The organism is Microbacterium sp. LS_15, assembly GCF_041954735.1.
In the GTDB taxonomy this organism is placed as follows: Bacteria; Actinomycetota; Actinomycetes; order Actinomycetales; family Microbacteriaceae; genus Microbacterium.
Genome location: NZ_JAVAYD010000001.1, coordinates 85211 through 103259, shown reverse-complemented (window position 1 = coordinate 103259; position 18049 = coordinate 85211). Strand labels below are relative to the sequence as shown.

16 protein-coding genes are annotated in these 18049 nt (G+C 69.2%); 2 read left to right on the top strand and 14 right to left on the bottom strand.

Annotation, left to right across the window (positions count from 1 at the left end; all coding sequences use genetic code 11):
* Window positions 1-38: 38 nt before the first annotated feature.
* The 7 genes from gltX to RAC69_RS00485 form a co-directional block, all read right to left on the bottom strand.
* Window positions 39-1544 carry a glutamate--tRNA ligase gene (gene gltX / locus RAC69_RS00515; protein ID WP_375084400.1) on the bottom strand — a complete coding sequence of 502 codons (1506 nt, stop codon included), beginning with the start codon at window positions 1542-1544 and terminating at the stop codon, window positions 39-41.
* Between the two features lie 53 nt (window positions 1545-1597).
* Window positions 1598-2290 (bottom strand): class I SAM-dependent methyltransferase, encoded by a 693-nt coding sequence (locus RAC69_RS00510; protein ID WP_375084399.1) that lies wholly within the window; start codon window positions 2288-2290, stop codon window positions 1598-1600.
* 88 nt (window positions 2291-2378) lie between these two features.
* The gene (locus RAC69_RS00505) at window positions 2379-3656 is read right to left on the bottom strand and encodes an MFS transporter (RefSeq protein WP_375084398.1); all 1278 of its coding nucleotides are present in this window, start codon (window positions 3654-3656) and stop codon (window positions 2379-2381) included.
* Window positions 3653-4429: a fumarylacetoacetate hydrolase family protein gene (locus RAC69_RS00500; protein ID WP_375084397.1), complete on the bottom strand. Its 777-nt coding sequence runs from the start codon at window positions 4427-4429 to the stop codon at window positions 3653-3655. Before RAC69_RS00500 ends, RAC69_RS00505 begins: the two co-directional genes overlap by 4 nt.
* A 36-nt stretch (window positions 4430-4465) precedes the next feature.
* Window positions 4466-5566, bottom strand: coding sequence for a branched-chain amino acid aminotransferase (locus tag RAC69_RS00495; protein ID WP_341934685.1), 1101 nt, complete (start codon window positions 5564-5566; stop codon window positions 4466-4468).
* A gap of 61 nt (window positions 5567-5627) precedes the next feature.
* Window positions 5628-6671, bottom strand: coding sequence for a 3-isopropylmalate dehydrogenase (locus RAC69_RS00490; RefSeq protein WP_375084396.1), 1044 nt, complete (start codon window positions 6669-6671; stop codon window positions 5628-5630).
* A 76-nt stretch (window positions 6672-6747) separates the two neighbouring features.
* Window positions 6748-8283: an MFS transporter gene (locus tag RAC69_RS00485; protein ID WP_375084395.1), complete on the bottom strand. Its 1536-nt coding sequence runs from the start codon at window positions 8281-8283 to the stop codon at window positions 6748-6750.
* A gap of 118 nt (window positions 8284-8401) precedes the next feature.
* Here RAC69_RS00485 and RAC69_RS00480 point away from each other — a divergent pair, with 118 nt between their 5' ends.
* Entirely contained in the window at window positions 8402-8947 is a 546-nt protein-coding gene (locus RAC69_RS00480; RefSeq protein WP_341934688.1) for a TetR/AcrR family transcriptional regulator, read from the top strand.
* Between the two features lie 69 nt (window positions 8948-9016).
* Here RAC69_RS00480 and serA read toward each other — a convergent pair whose 3' ends face one another.
* From serA to RAC69_RS00465, 3 genes are all read right to left on the bottom strand, one after another.
* Window positions 9017-10621, bottom strand: coding sequence for a phosphoglycerate dehydrogenase (serA, locus tag RAC69_RS00475; protein WP_375084394.1), 1605 nt, complete (start codon window positions 10619-10621; stop codon window positions 9017-9019).
* Between the two features lie 126 nt (window positions 10622-10747).
* Window positions 10748-11080 (bottom strand): hypothetical protein, encoded by a 333-nt coding sequence (locus RAC69_RS00470; protein WP_375084393.1) that lies wholly within the window; start codon window positions 11078-11080, stop codon window positions 10748-10750.
* Entirely contained in the window at window positions 11077-11598 is a 522-nt protein-coding gene (locus RAC69_RS00465; RefSeq protein WP_375084392.1) for a hypothetical protein, read from the bottom strand. The genes RAC69_RS00470 and RAC69_RS00465 overlap by 4 nt, the downstream gene beginning before the upstream one ends.
* Window positions 11599-11677: 79 nt before the next feature.
* Between RAC69_RS00465 and RAC69_RS00460 the strand changes: the two genes are divergently transcribed.
* On the top strand, window positions 11678-12613 hold the full coding sequence (locus RAC69_RS00460; protein WP_375084391.1) for a hypothetical protein: 936 nt from the start codon (window positions 11678-11680) through the stop codon (window positions 12611-12613).
* 241 nt (window positions 12614-12854) lie between these two features.
* On the opposite strand, the gene ilvC is transcribed toward RAC69_RS00460, so the two are convergent.
* The 4 genes from ilvC to ilvD form a co-directional block, all read right to left on the bottom strand.
* Window positions 12855-13883, bottom strand: a complete 1029-nt coding sequence (gene ilvC / locus RAC69_RS00455; protein WP_375084390.1) for a ketol-acid reductoisomerase — start codon at window positions 13881-13883, stop codon at window positions 12855-12857.
* A 60-nt stretch (window positions 13884-13943) separates the two neighbouring features.
* Window positions 13944-14453 (bottom strand): acetolactate synthase small subunit, encoded by a 510-nt coding sequence (ilvN, locus tag RAC69_RS00450; protein ID WP_341934694.1) that lies wholly within the window; start codon window positions 14451-14453, stop codon window positions 13944-13946.
* Between the two features lie 2 nt (window positions 14454-14455).
* Window positions 14456-16258: an acetolactate synthase large subunit gene (locus RAC69_RS00445; RefSeq protein WP_375084389.1), complete on the bottom strand. Its 1803-nt coding sequence runs from the start codon at window positions 16256-16258 to the stop codon at window positions 14456-14458.
* Between the two features lie 72 nt (window positions 16259-16330).
* Window positions 16331-18049 (bottom strand): dihydroxy-acid dehydratase, encoded by a 1719-nt coding sequence (gene ilvD / locus RAC69_RS00440; RefSeq protein WP_375084388.1) that lies wholly within the window; start codon window positions 18047-18049, stop codon window positions 16331-16333.

Below are 18049 nucleotides of genomic sequence, written 5' to 3'. Positions count from 1 at the left end.
CAAAACGCCTCACTCCGGTCGCCTACCCGGGCGTGCCGTCACTGAGACAGGACGTCAGCCAGACCGCGGAGGCGGCGAAGCGACTCGTCCTTCCCGATCAGCTCCATGGACTCGAACAGCGGCGGCGACACACGCCGACCGGTGATCGCGACGCGCGGCGGGCCGTAGGCGACGCGGGGCTTCAGTTCGAGGTTCTCGACGAGGGCGGTGGCGAGAGCATCCTGGATCTTCTCCGGGGTGAACTCCTCGACGGGCTCGAGAGCCGCGACGCAGACCTGCAGCACCTCCGCGGCATTGGCCGGGAGCCCCTTCAGCGCATCAGCGTCGTACGACACCTCGTCGACGAACAGGAAGCCGAGCATCCCCGGCACATCGCCCAGCAGCTGCACGCGCTCCTGCACGAGCGGCGCCGCCCGGAAGGCGAGGACGAGCTGCTCGTGCGTCGGCTCGTCGAAGAGCCCCGCGGCGGCGAGGTACGGGATGGTGCGCTCGGCGAAGTCCTTCTCCCCCAGCATCCGGATGTGGTCGCCGTTGATCGACTCGGCCTTCTTCTGATCGAAGCGCGCCGGGTTCGGGTTGACGTTCGTGATGTCGAACGCCTCGATGAACTCGTCCAGCGAGAACACGTCGCGGTCGGGGCCGATCGACCATCCGAGCAGAGCCAGGTAGTTCAGCAGCCCTTCATGGATGAACCCGCGCTCGCGGTGCAGGAACAGATCGGCCTGCGGGTCGCGCTTCGAGAGCTTCTTCGTGCCGGTCTCCCCCAGCACGAGCGGCATGTGAGCGAAGCGAGGCACGAACGTCGTCACGCCTGCGTCGATGAGGGCCGCGTAGAGGGCGAGCTGACGGGCAGTCGACGGCATGAGGTCCTCGCCGCGCAACACGTGGGTGATCCCCATGAGCGCGTCATCGACCGGGTTCACGAACGTGTACAGCGGGATGCCGTTGGGCCGCACCACGACGAAGTCAGGGAAGGACCCCGCGGGGAACGTCACCTCGCCGCGGATGAGATCGACGTACGTGACGTCCTCGTCCGGCACGCGCAGGCGCAGCGCGGGCTGACGCCCCTCGGCGCGGAACGCGGCCTTCTGCTCGGCGGTCAGCTCCCGGTCGAAGTTGTCGTAGCCGAGCTGCTTGGCACGGCCCGCCGCCTCGTTACGGGCATCGATCTCCTCGGCGGTCGAGTAGCTCTCGTAGAGCGCCCCGGTCGCGAGCAGCTTGTCGATGACACCTCGGTAGATGTCGTGGCGCTCCGACTGGCGGTACGGGGCGTGCGGGCCGCCCACCTCGACGCCCTCGTCCCAGTCGATCTTGAGCCAGGTGAGCGCGTCGACGAGCTGTCGGAAGCTCTCCTCGCTGTCGCGCGCGGCGTCGGTGTCCTCGATGCGGAACACCATCTTTCCGCCGTTGTGTCGGGCGTAGGCCCAATTGAACAGAGCGGTGCGGACCATGCCGACGTGCGGCAGACCGGTCGGCGAGGGACAGAAGCGCACGCGGACGTCGGCGCCGCTGGCCGTCGTCGTGAGGGGGTGAGGAGTAGCCATAGCCCTTCGATTCTACGGCGCAGGCGTCGTGCTCCCCGCGCGCCGGCGCTGCATCACCGGGCGAGCGCGGTCGCGATCGCGGCCGTGTGCTCGAGCGGGACGTGATCGCCGACACATCGGTCGGCGCAGACCGCGTCGAAGCCGCCACGAAAGGCCACCCTCCCGTCGGCATCCAGAGCACGATAGAACGCACCGGCGGTGGCTACTCCCCCCTCCGCCGACGCCCAGAGCTCCCGCGGCGAGGCGTACCAGGTCCAGGTGCGCTCTGCGACCTCGACGCCTGCCCACCCGGCGTCCTCGAGCATCGAGGCGAATCCCGCCGCTGATCGATCGAAGTCCATCTCCGCCGCAAGCCGCGTGGCCTCGATCGGTGCGAGACCGGCCCGGTCATATACCTCGCGCCAGAACCAGGAGGGTGACGTCGACCAGATCGATGCTGCGACCCTTGTGCGGGCGACACGGACGAGCTCGCGCGCCGAGGCGCGGGGGTCGCTAACGTGGTTCAGCACGAAGTTGGCGACTGTGACGTCGAATGCCGAATCAGGGAACGGAAGCGCAGGAAGAGATCCCGCGACCAGCGCCAGCTGGGGGCGGAGTTGCGCGGCGACGGCACGCAACGTCTGCTCGGGCTCACACGCAGTGACGTCCCACCCAGCGGAGAGGAACTCCGCGGCCAGCGCACCAGTCCCCGAGCCGACGTCCAGCATCGTTCGTCCGTCAGCCGCGCCCAGGCTCCGACGCAGCATCGGAAGGGTACCGACGCAGAGGGATTCGTACGACGCCGCGTAACCGGCGCCCGAACCAGCCCAATCCTTCACGACATCGCCCTGTCGCTCACAAGGTCGTGATCTCCTCACGGCGGCGCTGCACGGCGAGCGGCGACAGCGCGACGATCGCGACGACGAGCACGGAGGCCGCGATCCCGAGCCCGGCGTACTGGAAGTTCGCGAGGACGACGCCGGCGAGCACGGCACCGGCCGCGGCGGAGAGACTCATCAGCGAGTCGCTGCGTCCCTGCCGCCGTGTGCGGAGTTCGGGGGCGCTCGCCTCGGTCAGCAGCGCCGCACCGGCGACCGTGGCGGCGCTCCAGCCGAGTCCGAGCAGGATCAGCGCGACCATGACTCCCCACTCCTGATCGTTCACGAACACGGCGAAGGCCAGAGCGCCGCCGAGCAGCACCTGCCCGAGCAGGACGACGCGCAGCCTCCCCCAGCGGTCGGCGAGGATGCCGAACAGCGGCGACAGCGCATACATGCCGCCGACGTGCAGGGCGATCGTGATGCCGACGAGGGCCGAGACGTCGGCCGGGGTCGGCGCCATGCCGTGTGCGCCGTGCGCCATGTGAGCGAGGTGCACGGGAGTCATCGCCATGACCGAGGCCATGACGACGTGCGAGCCGGCGATCGCGAAGATGGCGTAGCGCGCCACGACGGGGCGGTCCTCGATGACACGGCCCACGGTCGCTGCTGCCGCGACAGCGAGCCTCTGCGCCGTGAGCAGCGGATCAGGGCGCAGGGCGATGAGATACAGCGCCAGGGCCGCGCACTGCGCGACGAACGAGAAGGCGTACGAGCCCGTCTGCGGCGGCATCCCGATGATCTCTCCGACGATTTCGCCCGGGCCGAGGAGCAGCGGTCCCGCGACCCCGCCGATGGTCGTAGCCCACACGACGATCGACAGATCCCTGCCCCGATGCTGCGGAGAGGCGAGGTCGGTCGCGGCGAACCTCGACTGCAGGTTGCCGGCGTTCCCGGCTCCGATCATGACGATGCCGACGAGCAGCAGCGGGAAGAGCCGCAGGGAGGCGGCGGTGATGACGACGGCGATGCCGACCAGCGCGAAGAGGTTGCCGAGGGTCAGAGCCCGGCGGCGCCCCACCCGCGCGGCGAGCCGGGCCAGCGGGATGGCGCAGAGCGCGGCACCCAGTGTCACGGAGGCCGTCGCCATACCCGAGAGCGCGTCACTGCCCGAGATGTCGGCTGCGAGCAGAGCCCCCAGCGACACGGTCGCCCCGAATGCGATGCCACCCAGAACCTGCCCTATCGACAGGATCAGGACGGTGCGCCGCTGAACGCCGAGGACCTGCGCCGCCGAGAGGGCGACATCGCTCATGACGCAGGAGAGGCGTCGCGCACGGCGTTGCGCAGGATACCGAGGCCGGTGATCTCGACCTCGACCGTGTCTCCCGCGCTGAACGTGCCCACACCGGCGGGCGTACCGGTGAGGATCACGTCGCCGGGCAGCAGCGTGAACACCGCCGATGCGTGCTCGATGATGTCGGCGATGGAGTGGATCATGTCGCTGAGCGGCGCCTGCTGCCTCACCTCGCCGTTCACCCGGGTCTGGATCGTCGCGGTCGACGGGTCGAAGTCCGTGTTGATGGTCGGGCCGAGCGGGCAGAACGTGTCGAATCCCTTCGCCCTCGTCCACTGACCGTCCTTGCGCTGGAGGTCGCGAGCGGTCACGTCGTTCGCGATCGTGTAGCCGAGCACGTGGTCGAGAGCGTTCTCGGCGGAGACGTTCTTGGCGACGCGGCCGATCACCACGGCGAGCTCGCCCTCGAACTCGGTCTGCTCGGAGATGGAGGGTCGCACGATCGCGTCGCCCGGGCCGATCACCGACGTGTTGGGCTTGAGGAACAGCAGGGGCTCGGCGGGCGCCTCTCCCCCCATCTCGGCGGCGTGGTCGTGGTAGTTCTTGCCCACGCACACGATCTTGGAGCGAGGGATCACGGGAGCGAGGATGACGGCATCCGCGATCGGCACGCGGTCACCGGTCGTCTCGTACCCGGCGTACAGCGGGTCGCCCGTCAGGACGACGAGGTCGGACTCGTCGACGATCCCGAACAGGATGGCGTCGTCATGGCTGAACCGCGCGATCTTCATGCATCCAGCCTATCCAGCCCGATCGCGCCGGAACGCTCAGCCGTCGAGGCGCACGAGCCAGCCGTGCCGGTCCTCGCGACGTCCGTACTGGATGTCGGTGAGCTCCTCGCGCAGCGAGAGGGCCAGCTCGCCCAGCGGCTGCGGCTCGTCGAATCCGTCGCCCACGAGTGCACCGATCGGCGTCACCACCGCAGCGGTTCCACAGGCGAAGACCTCGACGATGTCTCCGGAGGCCACGCCCTCGCGCCACTCCGTGATCGAGATCGGTCGCTTCTCGACCGTGTAGCCGCGGTCCTCGGCCAGCTGCAGCAGCGAGTCGCGAGTGATGCCCTCGAGGATGCTGTCCGACTCCGGCGTGACGACGCGGCCGTCCTTGAACACGAACACGACGTTCATTCCGCCGAGCTCCTCGACGTTGTCGTCCTCGTTGAGGAAGACCACCTGGTCGCAGCCCTTCTGGCTCGCGAGCGCCTGGGGCAGCAGGCTGGAGGCGTAGTTGCCGCCCGTCTTGGCCTTGCCGGTGCCGCCGCGACCCGCGCGGGCGTGCTCCTCCGACAGCCAGATGCGCACGGGCTTCACGCCACCGGTGAAGTAGGCGCCGGCCGGGCTGGCGATGACGTAGTACGCGACCTTCTGCGCGGCACGCACGCCCAGGAACGCCTCCTTGGCGAACATGAACGGGCGCAGGTACAGGCTCTGGTCCGCTCCGGACGGCACCCAGCGTCCGTCGACGGCGATGAGCTCGCGCAGCGACTGGACGAAGTACTCGGACGGCAGCTCCGGCAGAGCGAGACGCCTGGCGCTCGCCTGCATGCGCGCCGCATTGCGGTCGGGGCGGAAGGTGTGGATCGAGCCGTCGGCGTGCCGGTAGGCCTTGATGCCCTCGAAGATCTCCTGCGCGTAGTGCAGGACGGATGCTGCGGGATCGAGCGGGATCGGACCGTAGGGCTGCACGCGCGGACGGTGCCATCCCCCCTTGGCCGACCAGCAGATGTCCACCATGTGGTCGGTGAACACGACACCGAATCCGGGGTTCTCCAGGACCTCCGCGACGCGCGCCGGGGTGGCCGCGTTGAGGTTCTTCGTCACCGCGAACTCCAACGGAGCCACGGTCGTCTCGGCATCGATGGTCGTCATGTCTTCATCCAATCCTCGTGGGTGGGCGCATCGTCGCGCCGCTTCAGCCTACGCCTGCTGTTCAGAGGCGTGCCGTGATCGCGGAGCCGATCTCCGCGGTCGTTCGCGCGCCCGACCGGGCGGCGATGTCGGCCTCGACGGCGGCGTGCACGCGGGCACTCTCCTCCGGGAGGCCGAGGTGGTCGAGCAGGAGGGCGATCGAGAGGATCGCGGCCGTGGGGTCGGCCTTCTGCTGACCGGCGATGTCGGGCGCCGAACCGTGCACGGGCTCGAACATCGAGGGGAACGCGCCGTCGGGATTGATGTTCCCCGAGGCTGCGAGGCCGATGCCGCCCGTGACGGCTCCGGCGAGGTCGGTGAGGATGTCACCGAAGAGGTTGTCCGTGACGATCACGTCGAAGCGCGACGGATCGGTCACGAGGAAGATCGTGGCGGCGTCGACATGGAGGTAGTCGACGGAGACGTCGGGGTGCTCGGCGGCGATCTCGTTCACGATCCGCTGCCAGATGGCGCCCGCGTGCACCAGCACGTTCGTCTTGTGCACGAGCGTCACCTTCTTGCGCCGACGCTCGGCGAGGTCGAGGGCGTAGCGGACGACGCGCTCGACACCGAAGGCGGTGTTGACGGACGTCTCGTTCGCGACCTCGTGAGGGGTGCCCGTGCGGATCGCTCCGCCGTTGCCGACGTACGGCCCCTCGGTGCCCTCGCGCACCACGACGAAGTCGATCTCGCCCGGTTCGGCCAGCGGGCCGGGGGCGCCGGCGAAGAGCTTCGACGGACGCAGGTTCACGTAGTGGTCGAGTGTGAACCGCAGTTTCAGGAGCAGGCCGCGCTCGATGTTGGCGTCTTTCAGACGCGGGTCGCCCGGGGTTCCCCCCACGGCCCCGAGCAGGATCGCGTCGTGCGCGGCGATGGCCGAGAGGTCGTCGTCCGTGAGGGTGTCGCCCGTGGCGAGGAACCGGTCTGCGCCGAGCGAGAACCGGGTCTTGTCGAACGTCACGTCTGCGTCTGCCGTGACCGCGTCGAGCACCTTCTCGGCCTCGGCGATGACCTCGGGGCCGATCCCGTCGCCGGGGATGACGGCCAGCTTCACGACACGCGACATGGGACTCCTTGCATCGGGACGGACCGGCCTGCTCCGCCTGGCGGCGTCGAGCGGACCGGTCCCCCCAGCGTAGCGGTCAGTGAGAGGGCGCCTTGCGCAGTGTGACGGCGGCGATGACCCCCGCGACCACGACGAGTCCCGCACCGATCAGCGACGTCACGAGCACACCGGAGCCGAACGCCGCGGATGCCGCAGCCCACAGGGCGTCGCCGAGTTCGCCCGGCAGCTCGGCCGCAGCCGTGTACGCCCCGGCGAGGGTCTCGGATGCCGCGTGCGCGGCGTCGGCGGGGATGCCGTCCGGCACCACGAGCGCGCCGCGGTAGAACGCGGTGATGAGTCCGCCGAGCACGGCCGTGCCGAGCACGGCTCCGAGCTCGTAGGCGGTCTCCGACACGGCGCTCGCTGCTCCGGCCTTCGCAGCCGGAGCGCTCGAGAGGATCAGCTCGTTCGAGATGGTCTCGGCGGCGCCGATGCCGATGCCCAGCACGACGAAGGCGATGATGAGCGGCGCCACACCGTGATCCTCGGTCGACAGGGCAACGAGAAGGTATCCGGCGACCGAGAACACCAGGCCGGCCGGCACGAGGACGTGCGGGCGCACTCGACGCGAGATCGGCACGACGCTGAGGCCGGCGACGATCATCGCCACCATGCCGGGCACGAGCGCCAGGCCCGCGACCATCGGCGAGAGCCCGAGGACGAGCTGGAGATGCTGGGAGACGAAGTAGAGGAAGCCGACGAGTGCGACGACGCTGAGCAGGTTCACGAGGATCGCTCCCGAGAACGTGCCTCGGCGGAACAGCGCCATGTCGAGCATGGGGATGTCGGCTCGGAGCTGGCGTCGGACGAACAGGTACCCCATGATCACGCCGAGCAGCGCCCAGCCGCCCGCGGTGAGCGACGGACCGTCGACCGCGAACGACTTGATCGCGTAGACCACGGGGATCATGGCGGCCATCGACAGCAGGATGCTGACCGGGTCGATTCGTCCGGGGTGGGGGTCGCGGCTCTCGGGTACGAGGAGCGGCGCGGCGATGAGCAGCGGGATCAGCACGGGAACCGCGATGAGGAACACCGATCCCCACGCGAAGTGCTCGAGCAGGAAGCCGCCGACGATCGGACCGAGCGCCGCACCCGCCGAGAACGCGGACGCCCACACCGCGATCGCGAGACGCCGCTGGTCGCGGTTCTGGAAGATCGACCGCAGCAGCGACAGTGTCGACGGCATGAGCATGGCTCCGAAGAAGCCGAGCAGGGCACGTGCGGCGATGAGTAGACCTGCGGTCGGCGCGAACGCCGCCAGCGCCGACACGATCGCGAAACCGGTCGCGCCGATCAGCAGCATCCTGCGGCGTCCGAAACGGTCGCCGAGCGTTCCCATGGTCACGAGGAGCCCGGCCAGCACGAGCGGGTACACGTCGATGATCCAGAGCTGCTCGGTCCCCGAGGGGCCGAGCGCGATGGAGATCTCGGGCAGGGCGAAACTGAGCACCGTGTTGTCCACCGAGACGAGCAGCACCGGCAGCATGAGGACGACGAGAGCCGCCCAGCCGCGGGCCCCGACGCGGGGGGCTTCCGTCTCCGTCGTCGGGATCGACGCCGTGCGGGTCATGAGGAACACCTTTCGAGTTGCGGCGGCCTGAATCTAAACCGTCCGGATGGTATAGTAACAGAATCACCGCTCCCCTGGCGTACCGTGAAGACAGGAATCCGCCGAGCAGAGGACCCCGATGCCCAGACCTCCCCTCGCCCGCGAGCGCGTGCTCGACGCGTTCGAGAAGATCGTGATCAACGACGGCGAGCGAACGGCCACCCTCGACGCCACGGCCAAGGAAGCCGGCGTCTCGAAGGGCGGCCTCCTCTATCACTTCGGCTCGAAGGACGACCTCGTCGCCGGCCTGCTCGACCGTCTCGATAGGCTCACGACGGCAGACCTCGAACGCATGAACGCGCACGACGAGGGTCCCGTCGCCTATTACGTGCGCACCTCGGTGATGGAGGACGACGCGCTCGACCGCGCCCTCATCGCCACGTCACGCCTCGCCCAGGGCGGTTCCGTCGCGGCCGGCGACGCCCTCCGCCACGTCCGACGGCGCTGGGAGGACACGATCCGCCCGCACGTGCGCGACCGCGCCAGTCTCGACCTCGTGATGCTCGTGAGCGACGGCCTGTACTTCAACAACTCCCTCGACGTGAACGGCGAGGAGCACCTGGTACCCCACCGCGAGGAGCTGGAGGCGCTGCTCGCGCTGGTCCTTCGCGCCACGGCGCCCTGACCGGCGGCGCGGACAGAGAAGAGGGAGGACACCGCGGTGCGCGGCATCCTCCCTCTTCGTCGGTTCCGATCAGACCTCGGTGATCTCGATCTGACGGAACAGGTCGGCGTCGATCACGTCGCGGACGTCGTCGAGCAGCTCGTCGGACACCGGCGAGTCGAGCGTGAGGACACTGAGGGCCTGGTCTCCCGCGGCGAGTCGCGCGATCTGCATACCGGCGATGTTGATGCCCGCCTCGCCGAACTTCTGGCCGTAGACCGCGACGATGCCGGGGCGGTCGGTGTAGAGCATCACGACGTGGTGCTTCTCGATCGGCAGCTCGAGCGCGTGGTCGTTGATGCCGACGAGCTTCTCGGTCTGCTTCGGACCGGTCAGCGTGCCGGAGACCGCGAGCTGCGAGCCGTCGGAAAGGGCGCCCCGCAGCGTGATCACGTTGCGGTACTCGTCGCTCTCGTCGTCCTTGAGCAGGCGGACCGCGATGCCGCGCTGCTCGGCGAGCAGCGGAGCGTTCACGTACGACACGGTCTCGCTGACGATGTTGGTGAACACGCCCTTCAGGGCCGCGAGCTTCAGGACGCTCACGTCGTAGTCGTTGAGCTCGCCGTGCACCTCGACGTCGAGGCTCGTGAGCGGCGACGTCGCGAGAGCCGCGAAGATCTGGCCGAGCTTCTCGACGAGCGAGATGCCGGGACGCACGTACGGGTCGATGACACCGCCGGCGACGTTCACCGCGTCGGGCACGAGGTCGCCGCCGAGCGCGAGACGCACCGACTTCGCGACCGAGACGCCCGCCTTCTCCTGGGCCTCCTCGGTGCTCGCGCCGAGGTGCGGGGTCACGACGACGTTGGGCAGGTCGAGGAGCGCCCGCGCGGAGCCGCCCTCGACCGGCGGCTCGGACGTGAACACGTCGAGGCCGGCGCCCGCGATCTCACCTGCGACGAGCGCCTCATGGAGCGCCTCCTCGTCGATGAGGCCGCCGCGGGCCACGTTCACCACGAAGGCCGTCGGCTTCATGGCTGCGAACTGCTCTGCGCCGATCATGCCCGTGGTCTCGGGGGTCTTCGGCATATGGATCGTGAGGAAGTCGGACTCCGCCACCAGCTCGTCGAGCGAGAGCAGCTGCACGCCGAGCTGCTGGGCGCGCGCGGAGGTGACGTAGGGGTCGTAGGCGACGACCCGCATGTCGAACGCGGCGAGTCGGGCCGCGACGAGGGCGCCGATGCGGCCCAGTCCGACGATGCCGACGGTCTTCTCGAACAGCTCGGCGCCGGTGAAGGAGCTGCGCTTCCAGGCGCCGGACGACAGCGAGGCGTGAGCGGCGGGGATACGGCGGGCGAGGCTCAGGATGTGGCCGACGGTGAGCTCGGCGGCCGAGACGATGTTCGAGGTGGGGGCGTTCACCACCATGACACCGGCGGTGGTCGCCGCCTTGATGTCGACGTTGTCGAGTCCGACGCCGGCGCGGGCGACGACCTTGAGCTGCGGAGCGTGCGCGAGAGCCTCTTCGTCGATCTGCGTCGCCGAGCGGATCAGCACCGCGTTCGCCTCGGCGAGGGCCGCGAACAGGGCCTCGCGATCGGTCCCGTCGACGTGCCTGACGTCGAAGTCGGGGCCGAGGGCCTCGATCGTGGCGGGAGAGAGAACTTCGGCGATGAGCACGACGGGCTTCGGCACAGTGGATCCTTCGGGGCAGCGCGACAGGCGGGAGGGGCCGATGCGCCGCACACCGTGGGGGCGCGATCACCTCAACTGTACCCGAGCGCTCCCCCGCCTCCCGGACGTGTGACGGACGACGACGCCTCAGGCGGTCGGCAGCGTGAGGCTGTAGGCCAGCAGGCTCAGCCAGAACACCGCCACGATGCCCAGACCGGCCAGCAGCGCGAGCGCGAGCTCGCCGGCACGACGACGGCGACCGATCAGGTACGCGAACACGAAGACGATCGCGGGGAAGACGACGCCGAACAGCAGCGTCACCCACCCGGCGCCGTCGATGCCGCTCTGCGCCATCGTGATGAGGTGCGCGATCGCGTTCCAGATCGCGTACGCGTAGAAGAGGCCTGCGAGGCCGAGGACGAGCCCGGTCACCCAGCGGGGCGACGACGGAGTCGGGGATGCGGGACGCGTGGCGGTCATGATCCGATCGCCCCCACCGTCACGAAGGGCCAGGGCACGAGCAGAACCACTCCCAGCAGGAGGACGGACAGACGGGTCCAGGTCGCCTTGCCGCGCGTGAGCACCCACCCGGCGAGGAACCAGAGCGCCGGTGCCGCGACGGCGAGCACGAACCACGGGAGGAACATCGCATCGGCGACGAAGAAGTTCGCGAGCGGCTTGAGTCGCAGGCCGCCCACGACCCAGCCGACGCTGTAGAGGAGGTAGATCCCGCCGACGACGCCGAGCGCGAGCAGCATGCCCGTGCTCAGAGAGGGGCGCTCGTCATCGAGCAGGACGCCCGCGTCGCTCTCCGCGTCGACCGGAGCCGCGGCATCCGACGACCGCGCGGCCTCGGTCGATGGTTCGACGACCGACGGCTCCGCTGCGGCATCCTGCACGGGCGAGGGCCGACCGGCATCCTCTCGAGGCGGTCGCTTCGAGGTGCGACCCTCGTCACCGTCCCAGCTCAGGGCATCGTCGTCGGAATCGGATGTCATGTCTCCAGCGTAGGACACCGGCTCCACTAGGCTCGGGGGTATCCGGGCCGGGAAGCGCCCACGGTGGGGAGGGATCGCAGTGACCGAGGACAACAATCGCACAGACCGTTCGCGGTCGACCGGCGCGGCCGGAGAGCCCGCAGCGGGCTGGACGCCGACCGCGCGGGCCAGATCGAAGGCGACGGCGTTCCGATGGATCGCGGTCGCCCTGTGGGCCGTCGCGATCGCCGCCGAGGCCGTCGCCATCTTCTGGGTGCTGCGTCAGCGCGTCGTGGTCGGCGAGGACGGCACGTTCGTCCGCGACACCGACACCGGCCTGCTGGAGAGCCAGAACGCCACGGCCCAGTTCCCCCAGTGGGCGTTCATCACGCTGCTGGTCATGCTCGTCGTGATCGCGGCGCTGTCGATCACCGGCTCGATCCTCTGGAAGAAGGCGAACCGGCTGGACCCGGCGCGAAAGTCGGACAAGGTCCGCTTCTTCGTGCAGAACCAGCTCGGCGCGATCATCGCGATCGTCGCCTTCCTCCCGCTGATCATCCTGATCTTCCTGAACAAGGACATGAACAAGGGGCAGAAGGCCACCGCCGGCGTCGTGGGCATCGTCCTCGCCGCCCTTGCCGTCGTCCTGGGGATCGACTTCGATCCGCCTTCCGTCGAGCAGTACACCGCCGACCAGTCCACCGTCATCCAGCTGCTCGGGAAGGACGAGGTGGTGTGGGTCGCCGGGGGCGCGGTCTACCACGTGTGCGACGAGGTCTCCGACATCCAGACCGGGAGCGAGAAGCTCACCGGGACGACTGCCGAGGCCGTCGAGGCCGGCAAGATCCGACTCACGCTGAAGTTCGCCTCGGAGCTGCGGACCTGCGGTCTCGCCGTGCCGGAGAACGCCGACGAGATCACCGAGGCGCTGCGGGCGATCCAGAACGGCCAGATCGACACCCCCCTGCCCGCGCCCGTGTGGGCCGATCCGGCGGACGCGCCGATCCAGGTGGAGGACGCCGCGCCCGCGGAGTGAATCCGGACGCAGAACGGGCCCGGTGCGATTCGCACCGGGCCCGTTGCTGTTCGTCGGTCGATCAGCGCGCAGCGCTGCCGTCGACCCAGGCCGAAGGCCGGCGGCCGCGCAGCGGCCAGACCAGCGCAGCCTTCCGAGGACTACGTCGCCGTCAGCGCGCAGCGCTGCCGTCGACCCAGACCGAAGGCCGGCGGCCGCGCAGCGGCCAGACCAGCGCAGCCTTCCGAGGACTACGTCGCCGTCAGCGCGCAGCGCTGCCGTCGACGTAGTCCTCGTCCTGCTGCTTCCAGGCGAAGAGCGAACGCAGCTCCTTGCCGGTGGCCTCGATCGGGTGCGTCTCCTCCTTGGCACGCAGCGCCAGGAACTCCTCGCCACCGTTGTCCTGATCCTCGATGAAACGCTTGGCGAAAGCGCCAGACTGGATGTCGGACAGAACGCCCTTCATGCTCTCCTTGACGCGCTCGTCGATGACGCGCGGGCCCGAGACGTAGTCACCGAACTCGGCGGTGTCGGAGATCGACCAGCGCTGCTTGGCGATGCCGCCCTCCCACATGAGGTCGACGATGAGCTTGAGCTCGTGCAGCACCTCGAAGTACGCGATCTGCGGCTGGTAGCCCGCCTCGACGAGGGTCTCGAAGCCGGCCTGCACGAGGTGGCTCATGCCACCGCAGAGCACGGCCTGCTCGCCGAAGAGGTCCGTCTCGGTCTCCTCGGTGAAGGTCGTCTTGATGACACCGGCACGGGTGCCGCCGATCGCCTTCGCGTAGGAGAGGGCGGTCGCCCAGGCGTTGCCGGAGGCGTCGCGCTCGACAGCGATGATGTCGGGGATGCCGCGGCCGGCGACGAACTCGCGGCGCACCGTGTGGCCGGGCGCCTTCGGCGCGACGAGGATCACGTCGACGCCCTCGGGAGCGTCGATGTAGCCGAAGCGGATGTTGAAGCCGTGCGCGAAGGCGAGAGTCTTGCCCGCGGTGAGGTTCGGGGCGATCGACTCGCTGTAGATGGTGCGCTGGTGCTGGTCCGGCGCGAGGATCATGATGAGGTCGGCCCACTCGGTGGCCTCGGCGACGGTCTTGACCGCGAAGCCGGCCTCCTCCGCCTTCGGCGCGGACTTCGAGCCCTCCTTGAGGGCGATCGCGACCTCGACACCCGAGTCGCGCAGGTTCTGCGCGTGGGCGTGGCCCTGCGAGCCGTAGCCGACGATCGCGACCTTCTTGCCCTGGATGATGGACAGGTCGGCGTCAGCGTCGTAGAAGATCTCGGTGCTCACTGGTTCTTTCTCCTTGTTCGTGGTTGATCGGGACACGTGGTCCCTGAGCTTGGTGAAGGGTCAGCCGCGCAGGACGCGCTCGGTGATGCTCTTGCCGCCGCGGCCGATCGCGAGGAGACCGGACTGCGCGATCTCCTTGATGCCGAAGGGCTCGAGGGCCCGGAGCAGTGCCTCGACCTTGCCGCGGTCGCCCGTGACCTCGACGACGAGGGCGTCGGAGGCGTAGTCGACCACGGAGGCGCGGAAGAGGTTCACGACCTCGATCACGTTCGATCGGGTGGTGTTGTCGGTGCGCACCTTGATGAGCATGTGCTCGCGCTGCACGGACGTCGAGAAGTCGAGCTCCACGATCTTGATGACGTTGATCAGCTTGTTGAGCTGCTTGGTCACCTGCTCGAGAGGCAGGTCGTCGAGATCGACCACCACCGTGATGCGCGAGATGCTCGGCACCTCGGTGACGCCCACCGCGAGCGAGTGGATGTTGAAGCCCCGTCGGGCGAAGAGTCCGGCGACTCGCGTCAGCAGGCCGGGGGTGTCCTCCACGAGGAGGCTCAGCACGTGCGTCGTCATGGTCAGTCCTCCTCGTCGAATGCGGGCGCGTGGTCACGCGCGTACTGGACGTAGCTGTTGCTGACGCCCTGCGGCACCATCGGCCACACCATGGAATCGGCGCTCACGACGAAGTCGATCACGACGGGACGGTCGTTCGTCTCGAGCGCGAGCTTGATGGCGGCGTCGACCTCCTCCTCCTTCTCCACGCGGATCGCGAGGCACCCGTAGGCCTCGGCGAGCTTCACGAAGTCGGGGATGCGGATGGTGCCGTGGCCCGTGTTCAGGTCGGTGTTCGAGTGACGCCCGTCGTAGAAGAGGGTCTGCCACTGGCGCACCATGCCCAGCGAGGAGTTGTTGATGACGGCGACCTTGATCGGGATGTTGTTGATCGCGCAGGTGGCGAGCTCCTGGTTGGTCATCTGGAAGCAGCCGTCGCCGTCGATCGCCCACACGTGACGGTCGGGCTCGGCCACCTTGGCGCCCATGGCGGCGGGGACCGAGTAGCCCATGGTGCCCGCTCCCCCGGAGTTCAGCCAGGCGTTCGGACGCTCGTACTTGATGAACTGCGCGGCCCACATCTGGTGCTGGCCGACGCCCGCGGCGTAGATGCCCTCCGGGCCCGTGAGCTCGCCGATGCGCTGGATCACGTACTGCGGCGCGAGGAGGCCGTCGGTGGTCGGCGCGTATCCCAGCGGGAACTCGGTGCGGAGGCCGTCGAGGTACGACCACCACTCCTCGGTGTCGGGAGCGGTGCCCCCGGCTGCGCTGCGGTACGCGCTCTCGAGGTCGACGAGCACGTCGCGCACGTCGCCGACGATCGGCACGTCGGCCGTGCGGATCTTCGAGATCTCGGCAGGGTCGATGTCGACGTGCACCACCTTGGCGTTCGGCGCGAACAGGGACGCCTTGCCGGTCACGCGATCGTCGAACCGGGCGCCGAGCGACACGAGCAGGTCGGCCTCCTGCAGCGCGAGCACGGCCGGGACCGTGCCGTGCATGCCGGGCATGCCCAGGTGCTGCGGGTGCGAGTCGGGGAACGCGCCGCGGGCCATGAGCGTCGTCACGACCGGTGCGCCCGTGGTCTCGGCGAGGGCGAGGAGCTCGGCCGAGGCGCGACCGCGGATCACTCCGCCACCGACGTACAGCACGGGCTTCTTGGCCTCGGCGAGCAGCGCCGCGGCGGCCTGGATCTGCTTGCCGTGCGCCTTGGTCACCGGGCGGTAGCCGGGAAGGTCGATCTTGGGAGGCCACACGAACGGGGCGACGGCCTGCTGCGCGTCCTTCGTGATGTCGACGAGCACGGGGCCGGGGCGGCCGGTCGAGGCGATCTCGTACGCGGCGGCGATGGCGCCCGGGATGTCCGCGGCATCCCGCACGAGGAACGAGTGCTTGGTGATCGGCATCGTGATGCCCACGATGTCGGCCTCCTGGAACGCGTCCGTGCCCATGAGGGTCGAGAACACCTGGCCGGTGATCGCGAGCAGCGGCACGGAGTCCATGTAGGCGTCGGCGATCGCGGTGACGAGGTTGGTCGCGCCCGGTCCGGAGGTCGCGATGCACACGCCCACCTTTCCCGACGACGACGCGTATCCCTCGGCGGCGTGTCCGGCCCCCTGCTCGTGGCGGACCAGGATGTGTCGCAGCTGCTTCGCGTCCATCAGCGGGTCGTAGACGGGGAGGATCGCGCCACCCGGCAGACCGAACACGTCGGTGATGCCGAGCAGTTCGAGCGAGCGGACGACGGCCTCCGCCCCGGTGATCTCGGGAGCGGACGACTTGGGTGCGGGTGGCCTCGGCACGGCCGAGACGGAGTCAGCAGTCATGACTTTCCTTCTGATGGTCTGTGGGCGACGTCGGTCCCCAGACGGGGTCGGGAACCCGTCCGGCGGATCGGATCAGCCGGTCGTCGCGCCCTCGGCGGCGGACCGCACGAGACGCGAGTACTTGGCAAGAACGCCACGGGTATAGCGCGGGGGAAGCGGCTCCCAGCCAGAGCGGCGGGAGGCGAGCTCCGCCTCGTCGACGAGTAGGTCGAGAGAGCGAGCTGCGATATCGACCCGTATCAGATCACCATCGCGCACGAAGGCGATGGGACCTGCGTCCACCGCTTCGGGTGCTATGTGGCCGATGCACAGGCCGGTTGTGCCGCCTGAGAATCGTCCGTCCGTCAAGAGTAGTACATCTTTTCCGAGCCCCGCGCCCTTGATGGCCGCCGTGATGGCGAGCATCTCGCGCATGCCGGGTCCACCCTTGGGTCCCTCGTAGCGGATGACGATGACCGTGCCCGGTTCGATCGACCCATCGGCGACGGCGTCCATCGCCGCGCGCTCGCGCTCGAAGACGCGTGCGGGTCCCTCGAACACCGCGGCGTCGAAGCCGGCCGTCTTGACCACGGCGCCCTCGGGCGCGAGCGAGCCGTGCAGGATCGTGAGCCCGCCCGTGGCGTGGATCGGGTTGTCGAACGTGTGGATGACCTCGCCGTCGATCGGTTGCGGGTCGAGCTCTGCGAGGTTCTCGGCGAGCGTCTTGCCTGTCACGGTGAGCGCGTCGCCGTGCAGCAGCCCTTCGTCGAGCATCGCCTTCATGATGACGGGGATGCCGCCGTGACGGTCGACGTCGTTCATGACGTACTTGCCGAACGGCTTCATGTCGGCGACGTGCGGCACCCTGTCGCCGATGCGGTTGAAGTCGTGCAGGCTCAGCTCGACGTCGGCCTCGCGGGCGATCGCGAGCAGATGCAGGACCACGTTGGTCGAGCCGCCGAGGGCCATCGCGAGGGCGATCGCGTTCTCGAAGGCCTCCTTGGTGAGGATGTCGCGGGTGGTGATCCCCTGGCGGAGCAGATTCACGACGACCTCGCCCGACCGGTGCGCGAAGTAGTCGCGACGACGGTCGGCAGCGGGCGGTGCCGCGGAGCCGGGAAGGCTGAGCCCGAGCGCCTCGGCGACGGACGCCATGGTATTGGCCGTGTACATGCCGCCGCACGCGCCCTCGCCCGGAGCGATCGCGCACTCGATGCGCTTGAGGTCCTCCTCGCTCATGAGCCCCGCACGGCAGGCGCCGACGGCTTCGAAGGAGTCGATGATGGTGACGTCCTTCTCCGTGCCGTCCGAGAGCTTCACCCAGCCGGGCGCGATCGATCCCGCGTACAGGAACACGCTCGACAGGTCGAGGCGGGCGCTGGCCATGAGCATGCCGGGGATCGACTTGTCGCAGCCGGCGAGCAGCACCGAGCCGTCGAGACGCTCCGCCATCATCACGGTCTCGACGGAGTCGGCGATGACCTCGCGCGACACGAGGGAGAAGTGCATGCCCTCGTGGCCCATCGAGATGCCGTCCGAGACCGAGATGGTGCCGAACTGCAGCGGGTATCCGCCGCCGGAGTGCACGCCCTCCTTCGCACCCTGGGCGAGCCGGTCGAGGCTCAGGTTGCAGGGGGTGATCTCGTTCCAGCTCGAGGCGATGCCGATCTGGGGCTTGTCCCAGTCCGCGTCGCCCATGCCGACGGCGCGGAGCATGCCGCGAGAGGTCGTCGCCTCGATGCCGTCGGTGACGACGCGGCTGCGGGGCTTGATATCGATGGACTCGTGAGGGGCGGTGTCAGGCGAGGACAT

What these genes read in the sequence shown, in the direction of transcription:
- RAC69_RS00465 (WP_375084392.1), bottom strand. Translation starts at nt 11,598, where the DNA reads ATGACATCCGATTCCGACGACGATGCCCTGAGCTGGGACGGTGACGAG.
- RAC69_RS00485 (WP_375084395.1), bottom strand. Translation starts at nt 8,283, where the DNA reads ATGACCCGCACGGCGTCGATCCCGACGACGGAGACGGAAGCCCCCCGC.
- ilvD (WP_375084388.1), bottom strand. Translation starts at nt 18,049, where the DNA reads ATGTCCTCGCCTGACACCGCCCCTCACGAGTCCATCGATATCAAGCCC.
- RAC69_RS00495 (WP_341934685.1), bottom strand. Translation starts at nt 5,566, where the DNA reads ATGACGACCATCGATGCCGAGACGACCGTGGCTCCGTTGGAGTTCGCG.
- ilvN (WP_341934694.1), bottom strand. Translation starts at nt 14,453, where the DNA reads ATGACGACGCACGTGCTGAGCCTCCTCGTGGAGGACACCCCCGGCCTG.
- RAC69_RS00510 (WP_375084399.1), bottom strand. Translation starts at nt 2,290, where the DNA reads ATGCTGCGTCGGAGCCTGGGCGCGGCTGACGGACGAACGATGCTGGAC.
- RAC69_RS00500 (WP_375084397.1), bottom strand. Translation starts at nt 4,429, where the DNA reads ATGAAGATCGCGCGGTTCAGCCATGACGACGCCATCCTGTTCGGGATC.
- RAC69_RS00505 (WP_375084398.1), bottom strand. Translation starts at nt 3,656, where the DNA reads ATGAGCGATGTCGCCCTCTCGGCGGCGCAGGTCCTCGGCGTTCAGCGG.
- gltX (WP_375084400.1), bottom strand. Translation starts at nt 1,544, where the DNA reads ATGGCTACTCCTCACCCCCTCACGACGACGGCCAGCGGCGCCGACGTC.
- RAC69_RS00445 (WP_375084389.1), bottom strand. Translation starts at nt 16,258, where the DNA reads ATGACTGCTGACTCCGTCTCGGCCGTGCCGAGGCCACCCGCACCCAAG.
- RAC69_RS00470 (WP_375084393.1), bottom strand. Translation starts at nt 11,080, where the DNA reads ATGACCGCCACGCGTCCCGCATCCCCGACTCCGTCGTCGCCCCGCTGG.
- RAC69_RS00490 (WP_375084396.1), bottom strand. Translation starts at nt 6,671, where the DNA reads ATGTCGCGTGTCGTGAAGCTGGCCGTCATCCCCGGCGACGGGATCGGC.
- RAC69_RS00480 (WP_341934688.1), top strand. Translation starts at nt 8,402, where the DNA reads ATGCCCAGACCTCCCCTCGCCCGCGAGCGCGTGCTCGACGCGTTCGAG.